Source organism: Rhizosphaericola mali (assembly GCF_004337365.2).
Lineage (GTDB): Bacteria > Bacteroidota > Bacteroidia > Chitinophagales > Chitinophagaceae > Rhizosphaericola > Rhizosphaericola mali.
Genome location: NZ_CP044016.1, coordinates 848,086 through 866,773 on the forward strand (window position 1 = coordinate 848,086; position 18,688 = coordinate 866,773).

Here is an 18,688-nt window from a genome sequence, read left to right on the forward strand (position 1 = left end):
TGTAAAATGATATATAAAGTGTGAACTTCAAATATAGTATAAAAGTTAAATTTTTGTAACGATCAAATAGAGTTTCGCTATTTTTTTACACAAGCGGTATATTTAATTTTATATTGAACTAAATAAAACATAAAACAAAGATTATGGCAAAAAAAATATTACTATTGGCTGGTGATTTTGTAGAGGATTACGAGGTAATGGTTCCTTTTCAAGCATTACAATCCGTAGGTTTGGAGGTTCATGCTATTTGTCCAGACAAACAAAGTGGAGAAAACGTGGCTACTGCGATTCATGATTTTGTTGGTTTTCAGACTTATGCGGAATTAAGAGGACATAATTTTACATTGAATTATTCTTTTGATAAAGTTAATTTGGATGATTATGATGGTTTGTATATTACCGGAGGTAGAGCACCAGAATATATCCGTCTTAATGCGCGCATTATTGAAATTGTACAGTATTTTTTTGAAAAAAATCTTCCAGTAGCTGCAATCTGCCACGGAATTCAGATATTGACTGCAGCAAATGTTGTAAAAGGTAAAACTTTAACTGCATATCCTGCTGTTGGACCAGAAGTTACACTTGCTGGGGGTAATTTTAAAGATATTCTAGCAACGGATGCTATTACAGATGGTAATCTGACAACTTCTCCCGCTTGGCCAGGACATCCTGCAATTCTCAAAGAATTTTACAAATTATTGAATATCAATATCTCCTTGTAATTAGGTAAAAGAAAGAGGAAATTTTCCTCTTTCTTTTATTTTAATATTTTGGTTTATAATATAAACTAGTTTATGTTTGTGTTGCAAAACTATAAAATGAAATATTGTATTCTATTATTTTTGATGATTTTAAATGTACATTCTCTATTAGCACAGATAGAAATACACGGAAAAATATTAGATAAAAAAGGTAGACCAATTGTGTCCGCAAATATAACGATAGTTGATTCTTATGATGGTGGTATTACCGATCATAATGGGCTATTTAGATTTTCTACTACGGAAAATGGAGCACATATTTTAGTTATAGTTGCGAGTCGTTTTGATTCCTTATTTGTTCCTATAAATATTACAAATCAAGCTATACAAATAGATACAAGTTTAAAAGTAACCAAACTAGAAGAAGATGGCGTTGTTGTTTCTTCTCGCGGTTTTATTCTGGGAGGAGGAAAGCGTAATTCGGTAATGAATGCGCAAGATATTTATACGACTGGAGGTGCAAATGGCGATATTAGTAGCGCTTTGCGTACACTTCCAGGAACACAACAATTAGGCGAAAGAGAAGGATTGGCCGTCAGAGGTGGTGATGTGTACGAGACAAAACAATTTATTGATGGAACCTTAGTTAGTCATCCGTATTTTAGTGGAGCGACGAATATTCCAACACGCACGAGATATCCGCCCAATTTATTCAAAGATATTGCTTTTAGTACAGGTGGTTATTCTGCCTTGTACGGACAGGCATTGTCCTCTGCTTTGATTTTGGAAACCATAGATATACCTGAAAAGTCGGAAAGCAATGTAAGTGTCACGCCTTTGTTTTGGGGCGGTGGACTCCAAAAGGTTGCCAAGGATAAAAAAAGTTCTTTCGGATTTGATTATAGTTATACCAATGTCGGGTTATATTTTAAAGTGATAAAACAAACGCCTGATTATTTTAAAATGCCTCAATTTCATTCTTCAGACTGGAATTATCGTATCAAAACAAAAGGCGGAGGTTTGATAAAATACTATGGAACATTTGACTATAATCAAATGGGTTTACGTCGACAAAGTGTGGATAGTGCCATTTGGAAAAATGCATTTGACTTGAAAGGATCCAATTGGTATCACAATGTTAGTTGGCGACAACCTTTTAACCATCAATGGAAAATGACTTTAAGTGCAGGTTTTAGTTTGAATAAAAATAATATTTGGCAACAATTGCAAGATAGTTCGAATAAAGAGGTAGCGATCCCCAATATTTATTTAGATACATTGCAATTCAATTTAAAAAATAAAGATTTATTTGCACAAACTAAATTGGTCTTGGAAAAAAAATGGCGACATAACAATGCATTGAGATTTGGGGCTGAATATTGGTACAATGATTATAGTTTGAACTATAACATAAAACAATATCAATTGAAGGATAATTATATCGCCGCTTTTGCAGAAACGGATTATTATATTTTACCCAAACTGGCATTGGAAGCAGGTTTGAGATTTGAAAATTCTAGTTTAATGCGAACGCATGAACTCGCTCCGAGAGCGGCTTTGGCATACAAATTTAGTTCATCGAATCAAATAAATTTTGCCTATGGCATGTTTTACCAGAAACCAGAGAATACGTATTTGATCTATAATTCAAAATTGAAAATGACGCAAGCTAATCACTATATTTTTACTTATTTATATACGGGAAAAGGTACTATGTTGAGATTAGAAACCTACTATAAGCAATATGAAAATCTTGTAAAGATTTATCCAAATTATACCAATAATGGTAATGGATTTGCCAAAGGTATTGATGTCTATTGGAGAGATAACAATCATACGATTAAAACCTTGGACTATTGGATTACCTATTCCTATGTAGATACAAAAAGAAATTATTTAAATTTTCCATTTTCCATGCAACCCAATTTTGTAGCAAATCATACAGCAAATTTGGTAACTAAAAAATTTATAGCTCCGATAAATACTGGTGTGAGTGCAACCTATTCCTTTGCAAGTGGTCGACCATACTATAATTTACATTTGAATGCAGTTGGAGATGCTAATTATAGTTTGTTGGATCAAGGTAAGACCAAGCAATATCAAACGTTGAATATGAGTGTATATCATCTAATGAAAATTGGAAAGGGATTTGGTGTTTTGTATGCATCGATGAATAATGTATTGAATAGAAATAATGTTTTTGGATATAATTACTCTGTAAACGGCTTAAATAGGCAACCCATATTACCAACTGCTAAACGTTTTTATTTTATCGCCCTTTTTATTAGCTGGGGTGTGGATCGCTCTCAAGATACTATTAACAATAATCTTTAATACAAAAATCAACTACAATGAAAAAGTTAATCTTCACCATTTGTTTATGTGCAATTGCATATTTTGGACACAGTCAATCTAGTAAATATCTTCCTGCGATGGAAGCTAATCTGAAAATTATGGATACCGCAAAAGCTGCGTCTACATATTTGGATTTATCCGGCAAATTTGAACGTATTGCCAATGCTGAAAAAACACAATGGTTACCTTTCTATTATGCCGCTTTATCCTTGGATTTATACGGATTCCAAGCACCAGAAAGTAAAAAAGATGAAATAGGAGATAAGGCATTAGCGCTTATTGATCAAGCGCAAAAATTGAATGATAATTCTGAATTATACGCACCTAAATATATGGCGTATATTATTCAAATGTTGGTCGATCCGATGAATCGCTATCAGTCATATGGTATGTTGGCCAATGATGCATTAAGTCAAGGAATGAAATTAGATAGTTTGAATCCTAGACTATTTTACCTAAAAGGATCAGGTTTATTACAAACCCCTACATTTGCTGGTGGTGGAAAAGATGCGGCAAAACCTTATTTGGAAAAATCAATAGAACTTTTTGATAAGGAAAAACCTGCAAAAATGTACCCAAATTGGGGAAAGACACAAGCGTTAGAAACTTTAGAAAAATGTAAATAAGCAAAATATGGAAGATAAAGAATTGACGGAAATTGAAAGTTTCCAATTGATTCAAGATATGATCAATAAATCGAGGAGTTCTGTGATGGACAAGGGTACTTGGCCGATTTATTGGGGTTGTACCATTGCATTTTGTAGTTTTTTTCTATATTTTCAACTATTGTTTAAATGGAAAATGCCTTTTAATATTTTCTATTTAACCTACATTGCTTTGGCAATTATGATCTTTGTTATTATCAAAAATAGCAAGCATAAAAATGTATCTTCTCATTCTCAAAGACCCATAGCATATACTTGGATTGCCTATGTTATAGCTATAAATATTATGGGGTTTGATCCCCAAACCAATTATTCTGGTATTTCCTTTATGGTGTTATATGGCATTCCAACCTTTATAACTGGAGGTATTATGAACTATAAACCTTTGATTTTAGGCGGTATCTCCTGTTGGATTTTGGCAATAATTGGTTTCTTTTGCAATGGTCTCACCCAGATTATGTTAGAAGGTTTTGCAGCAATTGCCGCTTGGGTAATTCCCGGATTAATGATACGTAGAAGATATTTACAAGTGAAGAAAGGAGTACATGTTTAAAGATTTGGATCCCATATTACACTCTCAATTGCGTCTCGCTGTTGTGAGTTTGCTTATTTCTGTAAAAGAAGCTGATTTCTCTTATTTGAAGGAGCAAACTGGTGCGACAGCGGGTAATCTGAGTGTACAAGTTCAAAAATTGAAAGACGCAGGATATATTGAAATCGAAAAGACTTTTCAAAACAATTATCCAAAAACCAATTGCCGTATTACTAAAAATGGAGTGGATGCATTTGAAAAATATGTCAATGCGTTACGTACCTATTTACCCAAATAATTAAGCTTTCCATAGTTTTTCCAAATCGCCATTTTTTCCCATAAATGGATCGGTTACAGGAAATTTTACTGCGGCAATATTTTTATCTGTCTGAGGTCTTTCTCCTTTTTCTCCTCTATTCAAATCCGGACTCAAGCCATTGGGATACGCACCTAGAACGGTAAAATTGTCAGAGTGACTTATGCATTTATGACCTACTCCTGCTGGGATAACTATTACATCGCCCGCTTGTACATTGACTTTTTGCCCTTTTTCACCACCTAAATGCAAAAGCGCGTTACCAGAAAATACACCTAGAACTTCATGTGTATTACTATGATAATGATGGAATGGATAGACGCCCCAACGCCAAGTATTGGTCCAATTATTTTCTGCAAATTTTTGCTCAATCCAATCTCCTGGATTCGAAGTATTTGCGTTGAAAGCTTGTTTGTACAACAACAAAGGAAATTTGCTGTTTGGAATCATGCCATCATCCTTGAAATATAAAGTAACTGGAGCTGTCGGCATAGCAGAGAGATTTTTAGTTAAAAAAATCCCAGAAACAAGAATCGTACAATTTTTTATAAATTCATTTCTATTCATCATCTCTTGTTTAAAGGTTTAAATTACTAACGCTGTTAAAATAGAAATGTTGAGTATGTTTTTGTTAAAAAAAAATTAATGAAAAAGGCACTATAAGAAGTGCCTTTTTGAATTATTTCATATTTACAAATTGCAGTGGAATTTCCAAATTAGAACCGCGTAATAAGGCGATTACTTCTTGCAAATCATCAATTTTTTTGCCCGTAACGCGTACAATATCATCCATAATCGCTGCTTGTACTTTGAGTTTACTGTCTTTGATTAATTTTACAATTTCCTTTGCTTTACTTTGTTCCAAGCCATTTTTAACAGGGATTTCTTTTTTGACAACTTTGCCGCTTGGATAAGATTCCTTATCAAAATTGTAAGCGCTGGCATCGATACCTTGTTTTATGGAACGACTGATAATTACATCAATTACTTGTTTCATTTTCATGTCGCTTTCAACAGAAACTTTAACCAAGTATTCTTTTTTATCCAATTCAATCTCGACTGGAGAGCCTTTGAAATCATATCTTCCGTCTAGTTCTTTTCTAACTGTGTTGATGGCGTTGTCCAAAGTTTGCACGTCTACTTTGCTTGCTATATCAAATGATGGCATAAATTTCTATTTAGTGAAAATGCAAAAATAAGCAATCTATTAAAAAAGAAAAAGCAGAGGTAGAAACCTCCGCTCGTGATTAACACATGAGAAAATTTTTATTTCGATTTAATCCTGCTGCTTTCGTCGTCTGCAGCCGTATTATTGTGACTTCTTGTTTGAATTTTACCTTTTTTAAATCTCCAAGTAAACGAAATATTGACTCTTCTGGAATCCCATCTATTGGAAACATAGGTGTTGATATTGCCATAATTGATATTGACATTGGATTTTTGCATTCTGAAAATATCATTGACATTTACCTTAATCGTTGCGTTATTATTGAAAATATTTTTTTGTATACCTGTATTGATTTGATATTGAGGTTTGATGTCAAATAATCCCCAAATTAATGCAGAATGATAATTACCACTTAACTCTGCTTTGAATCCTTTAGGTAAAGTAAATGTGTTGGTGCCGTTGTAAATAAGCGTATTTTTTCTCAAATTCACTGGCGCATCTAAGTAAGAACCATCAATATAGTTACGCATTAAAATGATTGAATTATTGGTAGACCACCATTTCGTTACATTGAAATTTAAAGAAGTTGTCAAGGTAATATTCTTTGTTGTATTGACATTCTGTTTGGTTTGATAGGTCACTTTAGTCGCATCATCTTGAATTAAAACATCAGAAATTACATCAGAGGTGTGTGTATAGTTCAATGAAGTTACTAACCATGTTTTGTAAGCGTAAGATACTTCACCCGAATTGGTAATTTGTGGTTGTAAAAACGGATTGCCTTGAGAATAAGTGTACGGATCCAAATAGTATAAAAACGGATTCAAGTCTTGATAGTCTGGACGATCAATACGCCTATTATAGGTAAATCCCAAAGTGTGATTTTCTTTGATTTTCTTTTGGATAAATACCGTTGGAAATAATTTGAAATAGTTTCTATGCACAGTCGAGTCATTGCTATATTGATGTCCTTTGGATACTGTTTGCTCGCCACGTAAACCTAATTGGATAGACCAACCTTTTTCGAATTCTTGATTATAGTTGACATATGCAGCATTGATATTTTCCGTGTATTTAAAATGATTGGTGATGGTACTATCCACTACATAGTTATTATCTATCTGATTGTAATAATGGACATCATTATCCGAAGTGACATAGCTAGATTTCAAACCAGCTTCGATTTTTGCTTTGTTTTTTAATGGTTTGGAAAAATCAATTTTGCCTGTTTTGATATTGATTAAGGATGGTAAATTTCCAATTCTGTTGAGTGGATTGAGTCCGTCTATTGAAGGTAATAGATTGTTCTCTGCATCGTATTTACTCGTTTCATAGTATTGATCACTTTTACTATTAAATCTTGAGTAGGCAAAATCTCCCATGATATATGCGCCATTATTATCCAGATCATGTTTATAGTTAACGTCATAAGTCATACTATTCCATTTCCCAGAAGAGTTACTGTTTGTAACGGCAGTAGAGTCTAATTGATTATTGGATAAAAATTTAGTTGTATTGTTTCCCTTTTCGGAATTAGGATTGATAACACCATTAACCATCACGCCGATAGTATTCGTTGAGTCTAGATAATAGTCCGCACCCACTTTGAAATTATGACTCTTCCATTTGCTTACATTATAGGCATTTTGTGGGCTATTGACTGCACTTGTAGTGGTTGATTCAGCAAAATCTCTATTTATATAATTACTATTCCAACTTTTTCCATTATAAAAACTATAATTTCCGTAAAGATTTAATTTACCATTTCTATAGTTCATATCTCCACCTATATTTTGACGAGCAAAACGCCCTTGACCATAACCAGTAGTTAATGAACCGTTGAATCCTTTGGCTTTATTTTTCTTGGTGACGATATTGATAATGCCCGCGTTACCAGCTGCATCATATTGTGCAGACGGATGTGTCATCACCTCAATCGTTTGTATCGTACTAGCATCCATACTTTTGAGTAAATTGGCTAATTGATCCCCAGATAAATAGGTATTTTTCCCATCAATATATATCATAACGCCGCTCTTTCCTTGCAGATTGACTCTGTTATTGCCGTTATCTACAACTACTCCTGGTACTTTATCCAAAACATCCCAAACTGTATTCCCCACTGCGACAATACTATTGGCGATATTGACGACTGTTTTGTCGATTTTTTGTTCGATAAAAGGTTTTTTTGTGGATACCGCAACAGCCGTAAGGTCTGCGGCAGTATTTGTAAGGTAGATTTCAGGTAAATTGAAAACTGATCCTTTTTTCAAATTAATACTATCGGAATAAAAGTCTTTGTATCCCAAAGATTGTACTTGTATTTTATATGCTCCAATAGTTGGCGCTTGTATTTTGAATACGCCGCTATCATTGGTCAAGGAAGCTTTGATGATAGAGGAGTCTTTCGTGGAAATTAAATTTATAGATGCGTGATCTACATTTCCAGTGGCAGATTTTACATTTCCTGTGATTGTTTGTGCATTTGCATAATTAATAAGCATTCCAAAGCAACATATATATATAGTAAGAAGCAAATTTTTCATTGTGTTAATATTTTATTCTGATACAAAGTAAGGTACTTTGCTTAACATAGTACTTGGTTTATTGTATTAATGGTTTAAAAACGTGATAAATGGAAATTGGGGTAAATTTTTAGTTAAATAAATGCGGATATATAGTAAGACGCAGCAAGGAAAAATAGGTTACAAAAAAAGTAAAATAGTATTTCATTATCTTTAGCCGATGAAGGAAAAAGCATTAGAAAAGATAAAAGTATTTGTATTTGATGTAGATGGAGTATTGACAGAGGGAAGTTTGATCTTGTTGCCAGATGGTACACAAGCGCGTGTGATGAATGTTAAAGATGGCTTCGGATTGCAAGAAGCATTGAATATGGGATTTGAAATTGTTATTATTTCCAAAGGAAATTCTCCGGAAGTGACGAAGAGATTGAATCTATTAGGCGTGAAGCATGTGTATATGCAAGAGCATAATAAGATCAAAAGATTGGAGGATGTGTTGGATAGTTTGGGGTATACTTTTGAAAATGCTATTTATATAGGTGATGATATTCCAGATATTGAATGTATCAAAACCGTGGGATACTCTGCTTGTCCATTGGATGCGGTGGAAGAAGTGCAAGATGCAGTGGATTTTATCATTCCGGTTTTAGGTGGGAGAGGTGTAGCAAGACATATTATCAAAAAAGTATTGACTGCTCAAGGAAAATGGAAATATTAGTTGGAATAAATGATTTAATTTTAATAAAGAATAGCTCAATTAAAATGTAGGAATTTTGAAAAGATTCAAAGCCTTTTTTCAACTGATTAGGTTGCCAAATTTGGTTTTTATAGCCCTGACTCAAATACTATTTCACTTTTTTGTCATTCGACCAGTGTTGGATAAAGGTCATATTATTTCTTCTTTGCGAGGACATAATTTGGCGATTTTGATATTTGCTACGATTTCCATTACGGCTGCTGGATTTATCATTAATGATTATTTTGACCTTAATGGTGATCTTATTCGTCGTTCCAAAAGTGTCGTCATCGGTAAATACATACATCGACATTGGGCCTTAGCATGCCATATTACGATGTCTTTATTTGGTATAGCTTTGGGATTTTATTTGGATTTTACGAGTACGATTTATTTTCTTGGGTTATTTAATTTCTGTTGTACATTTTTACTATTTGTATATTCCATCGCATTGAAAAAGCGACCATTATTGGGAAATGTATTGATTTCTTTATTGACATCTTGGGTGATTATCGTATGTACTTGGTGCGAAACTTTGGGTATTTATCATTCGGGAAATATCGTTGATGCGAGTAAGATTACCAGATTGACCTTGATGTACGCGGGATTTGCATTTATCATTTCCATAATACGAGAGGCGTTAAAAGATTTAGAAGATATTGATATTGATCGAAAATTGAAGTATGACACGATGCCTATCAAATGGGGCGTCAACGCATCAAGAGTTTTTATAATAGTTTGGATGATTGTGATGATCGGCGCATTGTCAGCCTTTTTCTTTTATTTATTAATTATCAAGCGTTGGATTGGAGCAGGATATTGTGCTGTGTTTTTGATAGCACCGATGTTGATTTTGTTTTTCAAATTTTTGAAAGCAAAAAATCGCAAAGATTTCAAATGGGTACGTTCCAAAATAAAATGGGTGATGTTGCTCGGTATACTTTCTATGTTAATTATTCAATCTAAATATTAATGATTTCCAATTTCCCTCCGATTATACTTGCATCTCAATCGCCTCGACGCAAAAAGATATTGGAATTGGCCAATGTTCCTTTTGATGTTGTAGTGAGTCATAGTGATGAAAATTTTCCATCAGAATTAGCGCCCGAATTAGTACCGGTTTTTATTGCAAAAAATAAAGCCATTGCAGTTTGGGAAAAAATCAATGCGAAAAAAGATGCTATTGTAATTGCTGCAGATACGGTAGTAATTGTGGATGGAAATATCTTAGGCAAACCAAAAGATCGAGCTGAAGCAATTGCGTTTTTGGAATCTATGTCTGGTAAAAATCATGCTGTCGTAACGGGTGTATTTCTATTAAGTAAGGAAAAAGAAGAACGTTTTTTTGAAGAGACTAAAGTTTATTTTAAAAAGTTGACTTTGGAAGAAATTGAATATTATGTGGATCGTTTTCAACCATATGACAAGGCGGGTGCTTATGGTATCCAAGAATGGATTGGGTTGATAGGAATTGAGAAAATTGATGGAGATTTTTATAATGTTATGGGATTGCCAGCCAATAAATTACTACAAACATTGGAAGCATTTATTGGCTAGTTTCCACATGTAAATATTAAGGAATATTGCGTACCCAAATATTTCTATAACTCAATGGTTTGCTTTTATCACCATGCGCTTGCAATTTGATAGCAGATTTTCCATGAGATTTGTAATAAGGTTTTCCAATATAACGCGTTTCACCAGTTAATTCGTAGTGATCTTGTACCAAAACGCCATTAAAAAGAACCGTAACATTTGCCTTTTTATCTACGGTTCCATCCGTATTAAAAGTAGGCGCATGCCAAATAATATCATAAAATTGCCACTCTCCAACGGGCAACGCAGGATTGACAATTGGAATGGCTTGTTTGTATATAGAGCCCGCCTGTCCATTGGTATAGGTTTTATTATCGTAAGAATCCAAAATTTGTAATTCGTACCCATTGTCACCATCACCTGTCGAGGCAAGGAATACCCCGCTGTTACCACGAGCTTGACCAGTGCCATCAATATCTTTGGGAATTTTCCATTCCAAATGCAATTGATAATTGCCAAATTTTTCTTTCGTTTGGATATTTCCTTCTTGTTTGTTGACCGTTAATATTCCTTTGGATACAATCCAATTTGCGGGTTGTCCAGGTTTATTGACATCTTCCCATTGACTCAGATCCGTTCCATTAAATAATTGAATGGCGTCAGAGGGTGCACTTCCAATTGTTTTTCCGGGCGTAACTTTTGCCGGAACGGGCGAATAAACCTCTGTATCTTCTGGCTTTTGTGCAAAAATATTAGTGGAAATTCCCAACATGAATAAACTGCTTAATCCTACGTATTTTAAATTCATAATCCGTTATTTATTGGTTATAAGATTGGATTTGATGTATTTAATACTTTCCGCAATAGCTAATTTGGGTGGAACGTTTGCAGAAAACGCTTCTTGTTCTACAAAGAAATTTTTAAATCCTGCTTCTTTTTTATGTTTAAATATTTCTTTGAAATCAATAATTCCTTGTCCAACAACACAAGATTCTCTTGGTGGTACGACGTGCATATCTTTGATATGCCACATTGGAAATCTATTGGGATATTGTTGGAAATATTTCAATGGGTCGCGACCGGCATAGACTACCCAATAAATATCCATTTCAAAATCAACTAAACTAGGATCGGTATCCGAAAGCATTACATCATAACCAATCGTATTGCCTTTACTATCTTGAGAAAATCCGTATTGTTGAAATTCGAAATTATGATTGTGATACGCCAATTTTAAACCTGCATTTTTACAAGCTTCTCCGGCTTTATTTAATCTTTCGGAAAATTTTTGAAAATCTTCTAAGGATTTTCTGGCAGATTCATCAATCCAAGGAATGGTAACGTAGTCGTGCTGCAATGTTTTGGCCGTCTCAATAACTTTGGATAAGTCATCAGCATTGTCTTTATATAAATAATCTGCAAGACTATAGTGGGCACTTGTGGATTTTAAGTTGAAACTTTTGAGCCAGCCTGCCACTTCTGCAATGCTGTGTCCAAAGTATTTCCCATCACTATATCCAAACAATTCCACATTGGTATAGCCAATACTAGAAATATATTGCAAACTCGCTTTTAAATCTTGTGCCGCATCTTCCTTAATGGAATAAAGTTGCACACCGATCAATTCTTTACTTTTTTCAAAAATACTTTTCTTGTTTAGAAATGCACCCGCAGTCAATACGCCGGAGTTTCTAATGAAATGACGTCTACTAGTCATATGGCTTATTTTGATTAAAAATTACAATTGTGCTTGTAAGGTAATTAATAATCTACAAATTGCCAATTGAAAAGTTAATAGTACTTTTTATATAAACAATAAATAATCTTGATGTCGTCAGGGTTCAAAGTCGATTCTGGAACACCTTTATGCTCAAAATGTAACTTGAATGCATCGAATGCTTTCGTTGTGTCAGATACGTTATAGCCAATTATCCGAAGTGCTTCTATCGGGTCAAATCCTATAGGAACTTGTACATTCGTCGTGTCATTATACCAAAATCCATAACCATTGTCTGCCAATTTTTTCCAAGGGAAAAATGCACTTGGATCTACTTTACGGCCTGGCGCAATATCTGAGTGTCCAATGAAATTGGCCGTTGGGATATTGTATGTTTTTTTCAAATAACCCAATAATTTCAACAAACTATTAATCTGTGGATCGCTGAATACTTCCGTGCCGTTATTATCTAATTCTATTCCGATGGATTCGGAATTAATATCTGTAATATTTCCCCATTTAGAAATGCCCGCATGCCATGCACGTAAATAATCGTTGAGCATGTGTTGCACATCGCCATTTCTACTAATGACATAATGTGCACTCGTCTGTGTTTTGGGATTTCTGAATGTATTAAATGTTTCTTCGCTACTATTTTGCGCTGTATGATGGATAATTACCATGTTTGGCTTACGCAAATTAAAATTGGTCGTTCCCAGCCAATGATCTGTCAGCAAAATAGAATCCGCGCCTTTTCTTAACACGGGTGGATTCTTAATGGTATCAGCAAAAGTAGCGGCTTCCTGTTTGTAAGTCTTGTTTTCTTTCGTGTATAATTTGGGAGAGCAGCCAAGAACAGAAACACTAAGAAGTGTGAGTATAGAATTAAATAATTTCATGATACTAATTGGACGGTGAAGCTATTAAAAGATTTATTTGAAAAAAAATAATTTCTCAAAAAATCTACGCTTCTAGTACTGTGGAGGTGTATGTCGATTGACGGTTTTATTGCTTTTAATGATATATTGTAAAGACAATTCCACACCATTTCTACTTTGGGTTACCGTTTTAGAGCCAGAGCTATTGATGTCGTAGGTCAGACCAAGCTTTGTATTCAAAAATTCCAAACCTACATAAGGAATAATTGCATCTCCAAATCTCACCCAACCACCTGCAAAGAAATTTGTAGGAGCGACAGAATTGTATTCATCATTCAAATGAAATTGCAATGCGCCACCTAATAAAGTTTCTTTGGTTCCACTTTGGATACTATGCAAACCACTGACGTGCAATGTGAGTTCTTCTCCGACAGGGAAATAGGCTCCGGCATTAAAAGTGTATCTAGGATTGATCTGAAAATCCCCAATTGTAAAATTTTGTTTGGGCTTATTGATGTGATACATACTTGCACCTACATAATAATTATTGCTTTCGTCCGTGCTATATGTATATAATAACCCTGCATTCAGATCTAAATAGTGATTTTTTAAAGTAGAATTATTAAAATTTTCGCTTGTCAGATTTGTCCATCCCAAAGGTGTTAATTGATCAAGAAAGTGCAATTTGGAAGTGTTGACCATCATATTGGAATAAGTTCCTTGTAATCCCAATCCTAATTGCTGATAACCTTTGTCATCCAAACCTTTATTGAAAGCAGTGGAAAAGGAAAAATAATTAGAACTGACAGCACCATTAGCACTTTTGTCACTGTAACCCATGAATCCAATACCCAAAACATCTCGATCATTCATTTGATTTTGTAAAATAGGCATATCGATTGCCGCCGAATAAGTTTGGTAACCGTTATCAATCTGTGACCATTGATTTCTAAAATTTCCCATAATACGGTAATCACCATCAAACTTTCCTGTAAAAGCTGGATTGACTGTAAATGGAGATGCAAAATATTGCGAGAAATGAGGATCTTGTGCTTTACTAGTTTGTAAAATTAAAAACGAAAATAGAATGAATAAAAGATGCCTCACTTTCATATTATAGGTTAGAAGAATGAATATGTCTTATATAAACGTTAAAATGTTAAATTATTGTCTATGATAAAAAATAGATGATGGACATTTTGCTTACAAGCCTTAAATTTTCCAAGTACATTTGCGCACAAAAAAAATAGAGCAGTGAGAGTTTTATATAAAAAAATTGACACACCATTTGAATATCCATTTACTATTTCTGGTGGACGTACTAAATCATCACAACCAGCAATGATTGTAGGGCTTAATTTAGGTAATTTTATCGGTTGGGGGGAAGCTCCGGCGATTACTTATTATAATGTTACAGTCGAGTCAATGATCGAGGAATTAGAATGCAAAAAAGACGTCATCGAAAAATTTGCATTAATAGATCCCGAAAGATTTTGGCACTTTTTACATCATTTATTTCCAGATAATCCTTTTTTAGTTTGTGCTTTGGATATCGCAGGTTGGGATTTATTTGGCAAATTAGATAAGCAACCCATCTATAAAATTTGGGATTTGGAATGGAAAAATACCCCATTAACCGATTATACAATAGGAATAGATACTCCGGAAAAAATGTTGGAAAAACTAAAACAACATCCTTGGCCCATCTATAAAATCAAACTAGGAACAGAGGATGATATTGCTATTCTGAAAGAAATAAGGAACGTCACTTCTAGCCCAATAAGGATCGATGCCAATGCTGGCTGGACCTTGGAAAAAGCATTGAATATTTTACCAGAATTAGAAAAATTGGATGTGGAACTTATAGAACAACCTTTAGCAAAGGATAATTGGGCAGATATGAAAATATTAAAAGAAAAATCGAATATTCCGCTAATTGCTGATGAAAGTTGTGTATCTGAACATGATGTATTAAAATGCGCTCCTTTTTTTCACGGTATCAATATCAAATTAACTAAATGTAGCGGTATGACACCTGCTAAAAGAATGGTTCAAGAGGCTAGATCATTAAGTTTAAAAGTAATGATGGGAAGTATGAATGAGACTAATATTGGTTCTGCTGCTATCGCTCAATTTCTTCCTATATTAGATTATGTAGATATGGATGGACCGATATTGTTGAAGGAGGATGATATGGAAGGGTTAAATATAGAAAATGGAATAATATCCTTATCTGGAGGTTATGGATTAGGTATTAGAAAAAAGAAATAAAAAGTGAGCTGCGGTATTCGCAGCTCTTAAAGATTTATATAGAAGCAATCTTTATTGTTAGGTCTGGTTGCGGCAAAGTAATAAGCGTATTTTCTCTCTTTCAAATATAGTTAAAGAAGTGTAAATGCCTTAAGAAAATGATTTTTATTTTTATAAATATTATCGAATGTCATTTTTTATGTAAAAAATAATCGCTTAATTAATAGAATGAAATTATAAATTTATTCTAATAATTATAACTTAACAGGATCTATACCTTTGGTAGTTGGTGGTACTCGTAGAATTTTTCCGTCCTTGTCAAAATATAATGCATCAATGCAAACTTCTCTATTATAACCAGCCTCGTCTCCCATTTTTTGTCCGTCAGGAAATTTGAACCTATGATATACAATGTACCACTCATCTTTACCAGGAATTTGAATAATAGAATTGTGTCCAGTTCCTAGTATTCCGATGGTTGTATCCTTAGATAAAATCGTATTGTTTTCCGGAATAGTAATCGGTCCGTATGGAGAATTGGAATATCCATATCGCACTTGATAATCTGGACTTCTTGTATCATCTACTGACCAGAAAAAATAATATTTTTCTTTTCTATAAATTACATAAGAGCCTTCGCGAAATGACTTATCTGGAGTGATGATTTTGGTAGAGTTTTCTTTAATAGAAGTCATGTCATCATTGAGTTCAGCACATGCCATCCAACCATTTCCATAGTAGATAAAATATTTACCTGAAATAGGATCATGGAATACTGCAGGGTCGATAATCTGTCCATTATGAATACCGTCTGGAAATTCGGAGATTAATGGCTTGCCTAAGTCTTTAAATGGACCATTGGGATGATCACTTTCTGCTACTCCAATTTTTTGTGCTGCTGTGTAATAAAAATAATATTTATATTTATTTCCTATTTTTTTCTCTGCGATTGTTGGCGCCCAGGCATTTCTATTGGCCCAAGAGACATCTTTGCCCAATTCTAGTATTTTACCATCGTCCTTCCAATGGCGGAGATCTTTAGAGGCAAAAGTCTGGAAATAAACTCCACTCCAATTTTTAAACCCATCACTTGTTGGGTATAAGTAAAAGCTATCCGTTTGATGAGAATAAATAATGTCAGGATCCGCATAAAAACCTTTTAGTACAGGATTTCTTGAAGAATAATAAAAACTACTATCTCCCCATTTTTTAATTAAACGATCTGCTTCACTTTTTGTAATGGGTAGGATCGTTCCATGTCTAGGATGAAAATCCATAGTAACGTCTTGATCAACAACCTTGAAATTTTTTAGATCCTTAGTGTAGGTAAATTGATATTTTCCTGAGGAATACATATCATACATAAGTATGAAGCCTTTGTTATTATTTAGAGGAAATACACCAGCACCTTCTACGGGTTTGTCGGTTTGCTGTACATATTTGTCATCTAACACATAGTCCTTATTTGGAAATTTCGAAGTGGCAATTTTTAAACCTTTGATAGTTTCATCTTCTGTTTTAAAGAATAAATGATATAATCCTTTCGCATATATAATATCCCCATCAATACAAGATTTATTTGTTGGACTATAAAACAATTGTTTGGGCTCGCCTTCAAAATCGGTGAATGAATTATTAGCATAAATATAGTAGATAATATCTGGTCCAATACCATGTTTCATGGAAAAATAGACCATGTATTTTTTGGCGTATGGATCATAAATCGTTTGCGGTGCCCATACACGCAAAAGGCTATCTTGATTTTTAAATCTTTTTTGAATGTTAATAACGGAACTTGTCCAATGAATCAAATCTTCTGATTTTAATAGCGTCAAACCTCTATTGGAATTCCAACCTTTATTAGAGGTCATATCCGTAACCACCATATAAAACGTACGTCCATCTTGACTTCGAAGTATATGAGGGTCTCTGACGCCACCAGTTTCACTTATTAAATTTGATTGTAGTATAGGCTCATTTTTATTTAACGCTCTATAATGGTAACCATCCCAGCTTAAACCAAAATGTATGCTCTCATCAGTAACAGCATTACCTGTAAAATAGACAAATAAATAAGCACTTGTATTATCTTTATTTTGAGCAAAATTGTCTTTTTTTATAAAAGTAAAAAGTACAAATAAAATAAATGCAATCGCTTTGTTATGTTTCATAAAAAAATATTCTGACGTAAAATTTTATCCAAAATAAACTATAATTTTAATATAACCATAAAAATTTTAATCTAAAATTATTTTTATGGTTATATCATTTTATAAATTTTTAAGAGTGGTAGCTGCCGCTTCTGCTGTAATGTCTCTTTGGGGATTTGCTAATAATTCATAACCGACCATAAATTTTTTGATGGTCGCACTTCTCAATAGAGGAGGGTAGAAGTGCATATGCCAATGCCATCCTTTATAATCTTCACTGTTTACAGGCATCTGATGCATGCCCGCACTATATGGGAATGAAACATTAAATAATTTGTCGTAGGTACTCGTCAACTTTTTAATGATATTGGCTAAATTAACTTTTTCGGATTCACTAAAATCGCTGATGTTTTTGATTTGACGTTTACTTACAATCATTGTTTCATAAGGCCAAACTGCCCAGAATGGAATCAAACAAACGAAATCGTCATTTTCGAAAAGAATTCTTTCTTTTTGTTCTAATTCTAATTGAATATAGTCGGACAATAAACTCTTGCCATGTTCTTTAAAATAGTTTTCTTGTTGGATGGTTTCTTTATGTAATTCAACTGGAATAGAATTTAAAGACCAAATTTGACCATGCGGATGCGGATTACTACAACCCATGATTTCACCTTTATTTTCAAATATTTGAATATATTTTATATCCTTATTTTTTGATATTTCGTTGAATTCACTTTGCCATACATCTACAACGGCTTTAATATCGGCCTCTTCCATTTGTGCCAAAGTCAAGTCATGTCTAGGCGAAAAGCTGATAACTTTGCATATTCCTTTTTGACTAGTCGCTTTTAAAAGTCCACCTACACTATATTCTCCATCTGGTGTATCTGGCAGCAAGGCAGAGTAATCATTTACAAATACAAAAGAATTTTTATAGTCTGGATTAACAGATCCGTCAGCCCTAGTATTGCCAGCGCAGAGATAGCAATTGGGATCATGAGGAGGTCTATTATTGTGAGAAATATCTTCTACTTTTCCGTTCCAAGGTCTTTTTGTTCTATGGGGAGATACTAAAACCCATTCTCCAGTCAATAGATTAAATCTATTGTGTGGATGCTCTTTGTAATTAAATTCCATTTTTGTTCTTTTGTTCTTT

Annotated in this window: 18 protein-coding genes; 9 read left to right on the forward strand and 9 right to left on the reverse strand. The window is 33.8% G+C overall.

The features are described from left to right. Window positions 1–143: 143 nt before the first annotated feature. The 5 genes from E0W69_RS03625 to E0W69_RS03645 all read left to right on the forward strand — a co-directional run bounded on the left by E0W69_RS03625 (window position 144) and on the right by E0W69_RS03645 (window position 4,551). Window positions 144–722: a DJ-1/PfpI family protein gene (locus tag E0W69_RS03625; RefSeq protein ID WP_131328680.1), complete on the forward strand. Its 579-nt coding sequence runs from the start codon at window positions 144–146 to the stop codon at window positions 720–722. A gap of 96 nt (window positions 723–818) precedes the next feature. Next, a complete protein-coding gene (locus E0W69_RS03630; protein WP_131328681.1) occupies window positions 819–3,035 on the forward strand; it encodes a TonB-dependent receptor in 2,217 nt (738 codons plus the stop codon). A 17-nt stretch (window positions 3,036–3,052) separates the two neighbouring features. Beyond that, a complete protein-coding gene (locus tag E0W69_RS03635) occupies window positions 3,053–3,682 on the forward strand; it encodes a hypothetical protein (RefSeq protein WP_131328682.1) in 630 nt (209 codons plus the stop codon). Between the two features lie 7 nt (window positions 3,683–3,689). Further along, a complete protein-coding gene (locus E0W69_RS03640; protein WP_131328683.1) occupies window positions 3,690–4,274 on the forward strand; it encodes a hypothetical protein in 585 nt (194 codons plus the stop codon). Next, window positions 4,267–4,551 (forward strand): winged helix-turn-helix domain-containing protein, encoded by a 285-nt coding sequence (locus tag E0W69_RS03645; RefSeq protein WP_131328684.1) that lies wholly within the window; start codon window positions 4,267–4,269, stop codon window positions 4,549–4,551. Before E0W69_RS03640 ends, E0W69_RS03645 begins: the two co-directional genes overlap by 8 nt. Here E0W69_RS03645 and E0W69_RS03650 read toward each other — a convergent pair whose 3' ends face one another. The 3 genes from E0W69_RS03650 to E0W69_RS03660 form a co-directional block, all read right to left on the reverse strand. Continuing rightward, window positions 4,552–5,136: a cupin domain-containing protein gene (locus tag E0W69_RS03650; RefSeq protein ID WP_191967956.1), complete on the reverse strand. Its 585-nt coding sequence runs from the start codon at window positions 5,134–5,136 to the stop codon at window positions 4,552–4,554. A 112-nt stretch (window positions 5,137–5,248) separates the two neighbouring features. Then, the gene (locus tag E0W69_RS03655) at window positions 5,249–5,737 is read right to left on the reverse strand and encodes a YajQ family cyclic di-GMP-binding protein (RefSeq protein ID WP_131328686.1); all 489 of its coding nucleotides are present in this window, start codon (window positions 5,735–5,737) and stop codon (window positions 5,249–5,251) included. A gap of 98 nt (window positions 5,738–5,835) precedes the next feature. Further along, window positions 5,836–8,283 carry a TonB-dependent receptor gene (locus E0W69_RS03660; protein ID WP_131328687.1) on the reverse strand — a complete coding sequence of 816 codons (2,448 nt, stop codon included), beginning with the start codon at window positions 8,281–8,283 and terminating at the stop codon, window positions 5,836–5,838. A gap of 199 nt (window positions 8,284–8,482) precedes the next feature. Here E0W69_RS03660 and E0W69_RS03665 point away from each other — a divergent pair, with 199 nt between their 5' ends. Genes E0W69_RS03665 through E0W69_RS03675 form a run of 3 tightly spaced genes read left to right on the forward strand, consistent with a single transcriptional unit; the run spans window position 8,483 to window position 10,555 of the window. Further along, complete coding sequence (locus tag E0W69_RS03665) at window positions 8,483–8,980, forward strand: KdsC family phosphatase (RefSeq protein WP_131328688.1); 498 nt, start codon at window positions 8,483–8,485, stop codon at window positions 8,978–8,980. 55 nt (window positions 8,981–9,035) lie between these two features. After that, window positions 9,036–9,971, forward strand: a complete 936-nt coding sequence (locus tag E0W69_RS03670) for a geranylgeranylglycerol-phosphate geranylgeranyltransferase (RefSeq protein ID WP_191967957.1) — start codon at window positions 9,036–9,038, stop codon at window positions 9,969–9,971. Further along, window positions 9,971–10,555, forward strand: a complete 585-nt coding sequence (locus E0W69_RS03675) for a Maf family nucleotide pyrophosphatase (protein WP_131328690.1) — start codon at window positions 9,971–9,973, stop codon at window positions 10,553–10,555. The genes E0W69_RS03670 and E0W69_RS03675 overlap by 1 nt, the downstream gene beginning before the upstream one ends. Before the next feature lie 16 nt (window positions 10,556–10,571). Here E0W69_RS03675 and E0W69_RS03680 read toward each other — a convergent pair whose 3' ends face one another. The 4 genes from E0W69_RS03680 to E0W69_RS03695 all read right to left on the reverse strand — a co-directional run bounded on the left by E0W69_RS03680 (window position 10,572) and on the right by E0W69_RS03695 (window position 14,242). Beyond that, window positions 10,572–11,342, reverse strand: a complete 771-nt coding sequence (locus E0W69_RS03680) for a 3-keto-disaccharide hydrolase (RefSeq protein ID WP_131328691.1) — start codon at window positions 11,340–11,342, stop codon at window positions 10,572–10,574. 6 nt (window positions 11,343–11,348) lie between these two features. After that, window positions 11,349–12,251 carry a sugar phosphate isomerase/epimerase family protein gene (locus E0W69_RS03685; RefSeq protein ID WP_131328692.1) on the reverse strand — a complete coding sequence of 301 codons (903 nt, stop codon included), beginning with the start codon at window positions 12,249–12,251 and terminating at the stop codon, window positions 11,349–11,351. Between the two features lie 74 nt (window positions 12,252–12,325). Next, window positions 12,326–13,150, reverse strand: a complete 825-nt coding sequence (locus tag E0W69_RS03690; protein WP_131328693.1) for an N-acetylmuramoyl-L-alanine amidase — start codon at window positions 13,148–13,150, stop codon at window positions 12,326–12,328. 72 nt (window positions 13,151–13,222) lie between these two features. Then, window positions 13,223–14,242 carry a PorP/SprF family type IX secretion system membrane protein gene (locus E0W69_RS03695; protein ID WP_225321380.1) on the reverse strand — a complete coding sequence of 340 codons (1,020 nt, stop codon included), beginning with the start codon at window positions 14,240–14,242 and terminating at the stop codon, window positions 13,223–13,225. A 141-nt stretch (window positions 14,243–14,383) separates the two neighbouring features. Between E0W69_RS03695 and E0W69_RS03700 the strand changes: the two genes are divergently transcribed. After that, window positions 14,384–15,400: a dipeptide epimerase gene (locus E0W69_RS03700; protein ID WP_131328694.1), complete on the forward strand. Its 1,017-nt coding sequence runs from the start codon at window positions 14,384–14,386 to the stop codon at window positions 15,398–15,400. A gap of 233 nt (window positions 15,401–15,633) precedes the next feature. Here E0W69_RS03700 and E0W69_RS03705 read toward each other — a convergent pair whose 3' ends face one another. Together E0W69_RS03705 and E0W69_RS03710 are read right to left on the reverse strand one after the other, a co-directional pair. Then, entirely contained in the window at window positions 15,634–17,550 is a 1,917-nt protein-coding gene (locus E0W69_RS03705; protein ID WP_131328695.1) for a family 43 glycosylhydrolase, read from the reverse strand. Between the two features lie 99 nt (window positions 17,551–17,649). Then, complete coding sequence (locus E0W69_RS03710; protein WP_131328696.1) at window positions 17,650–18,669, reverse strand: UDP-glucose--hexose-1-phosphate uridylyltransferase; 1,020 nt, start codon at window positions 18,667–18,669, stop codon at window positions 17,650–17,652. Window positions 18,670–18,688 lie beyond the last annotated feature (19 nt).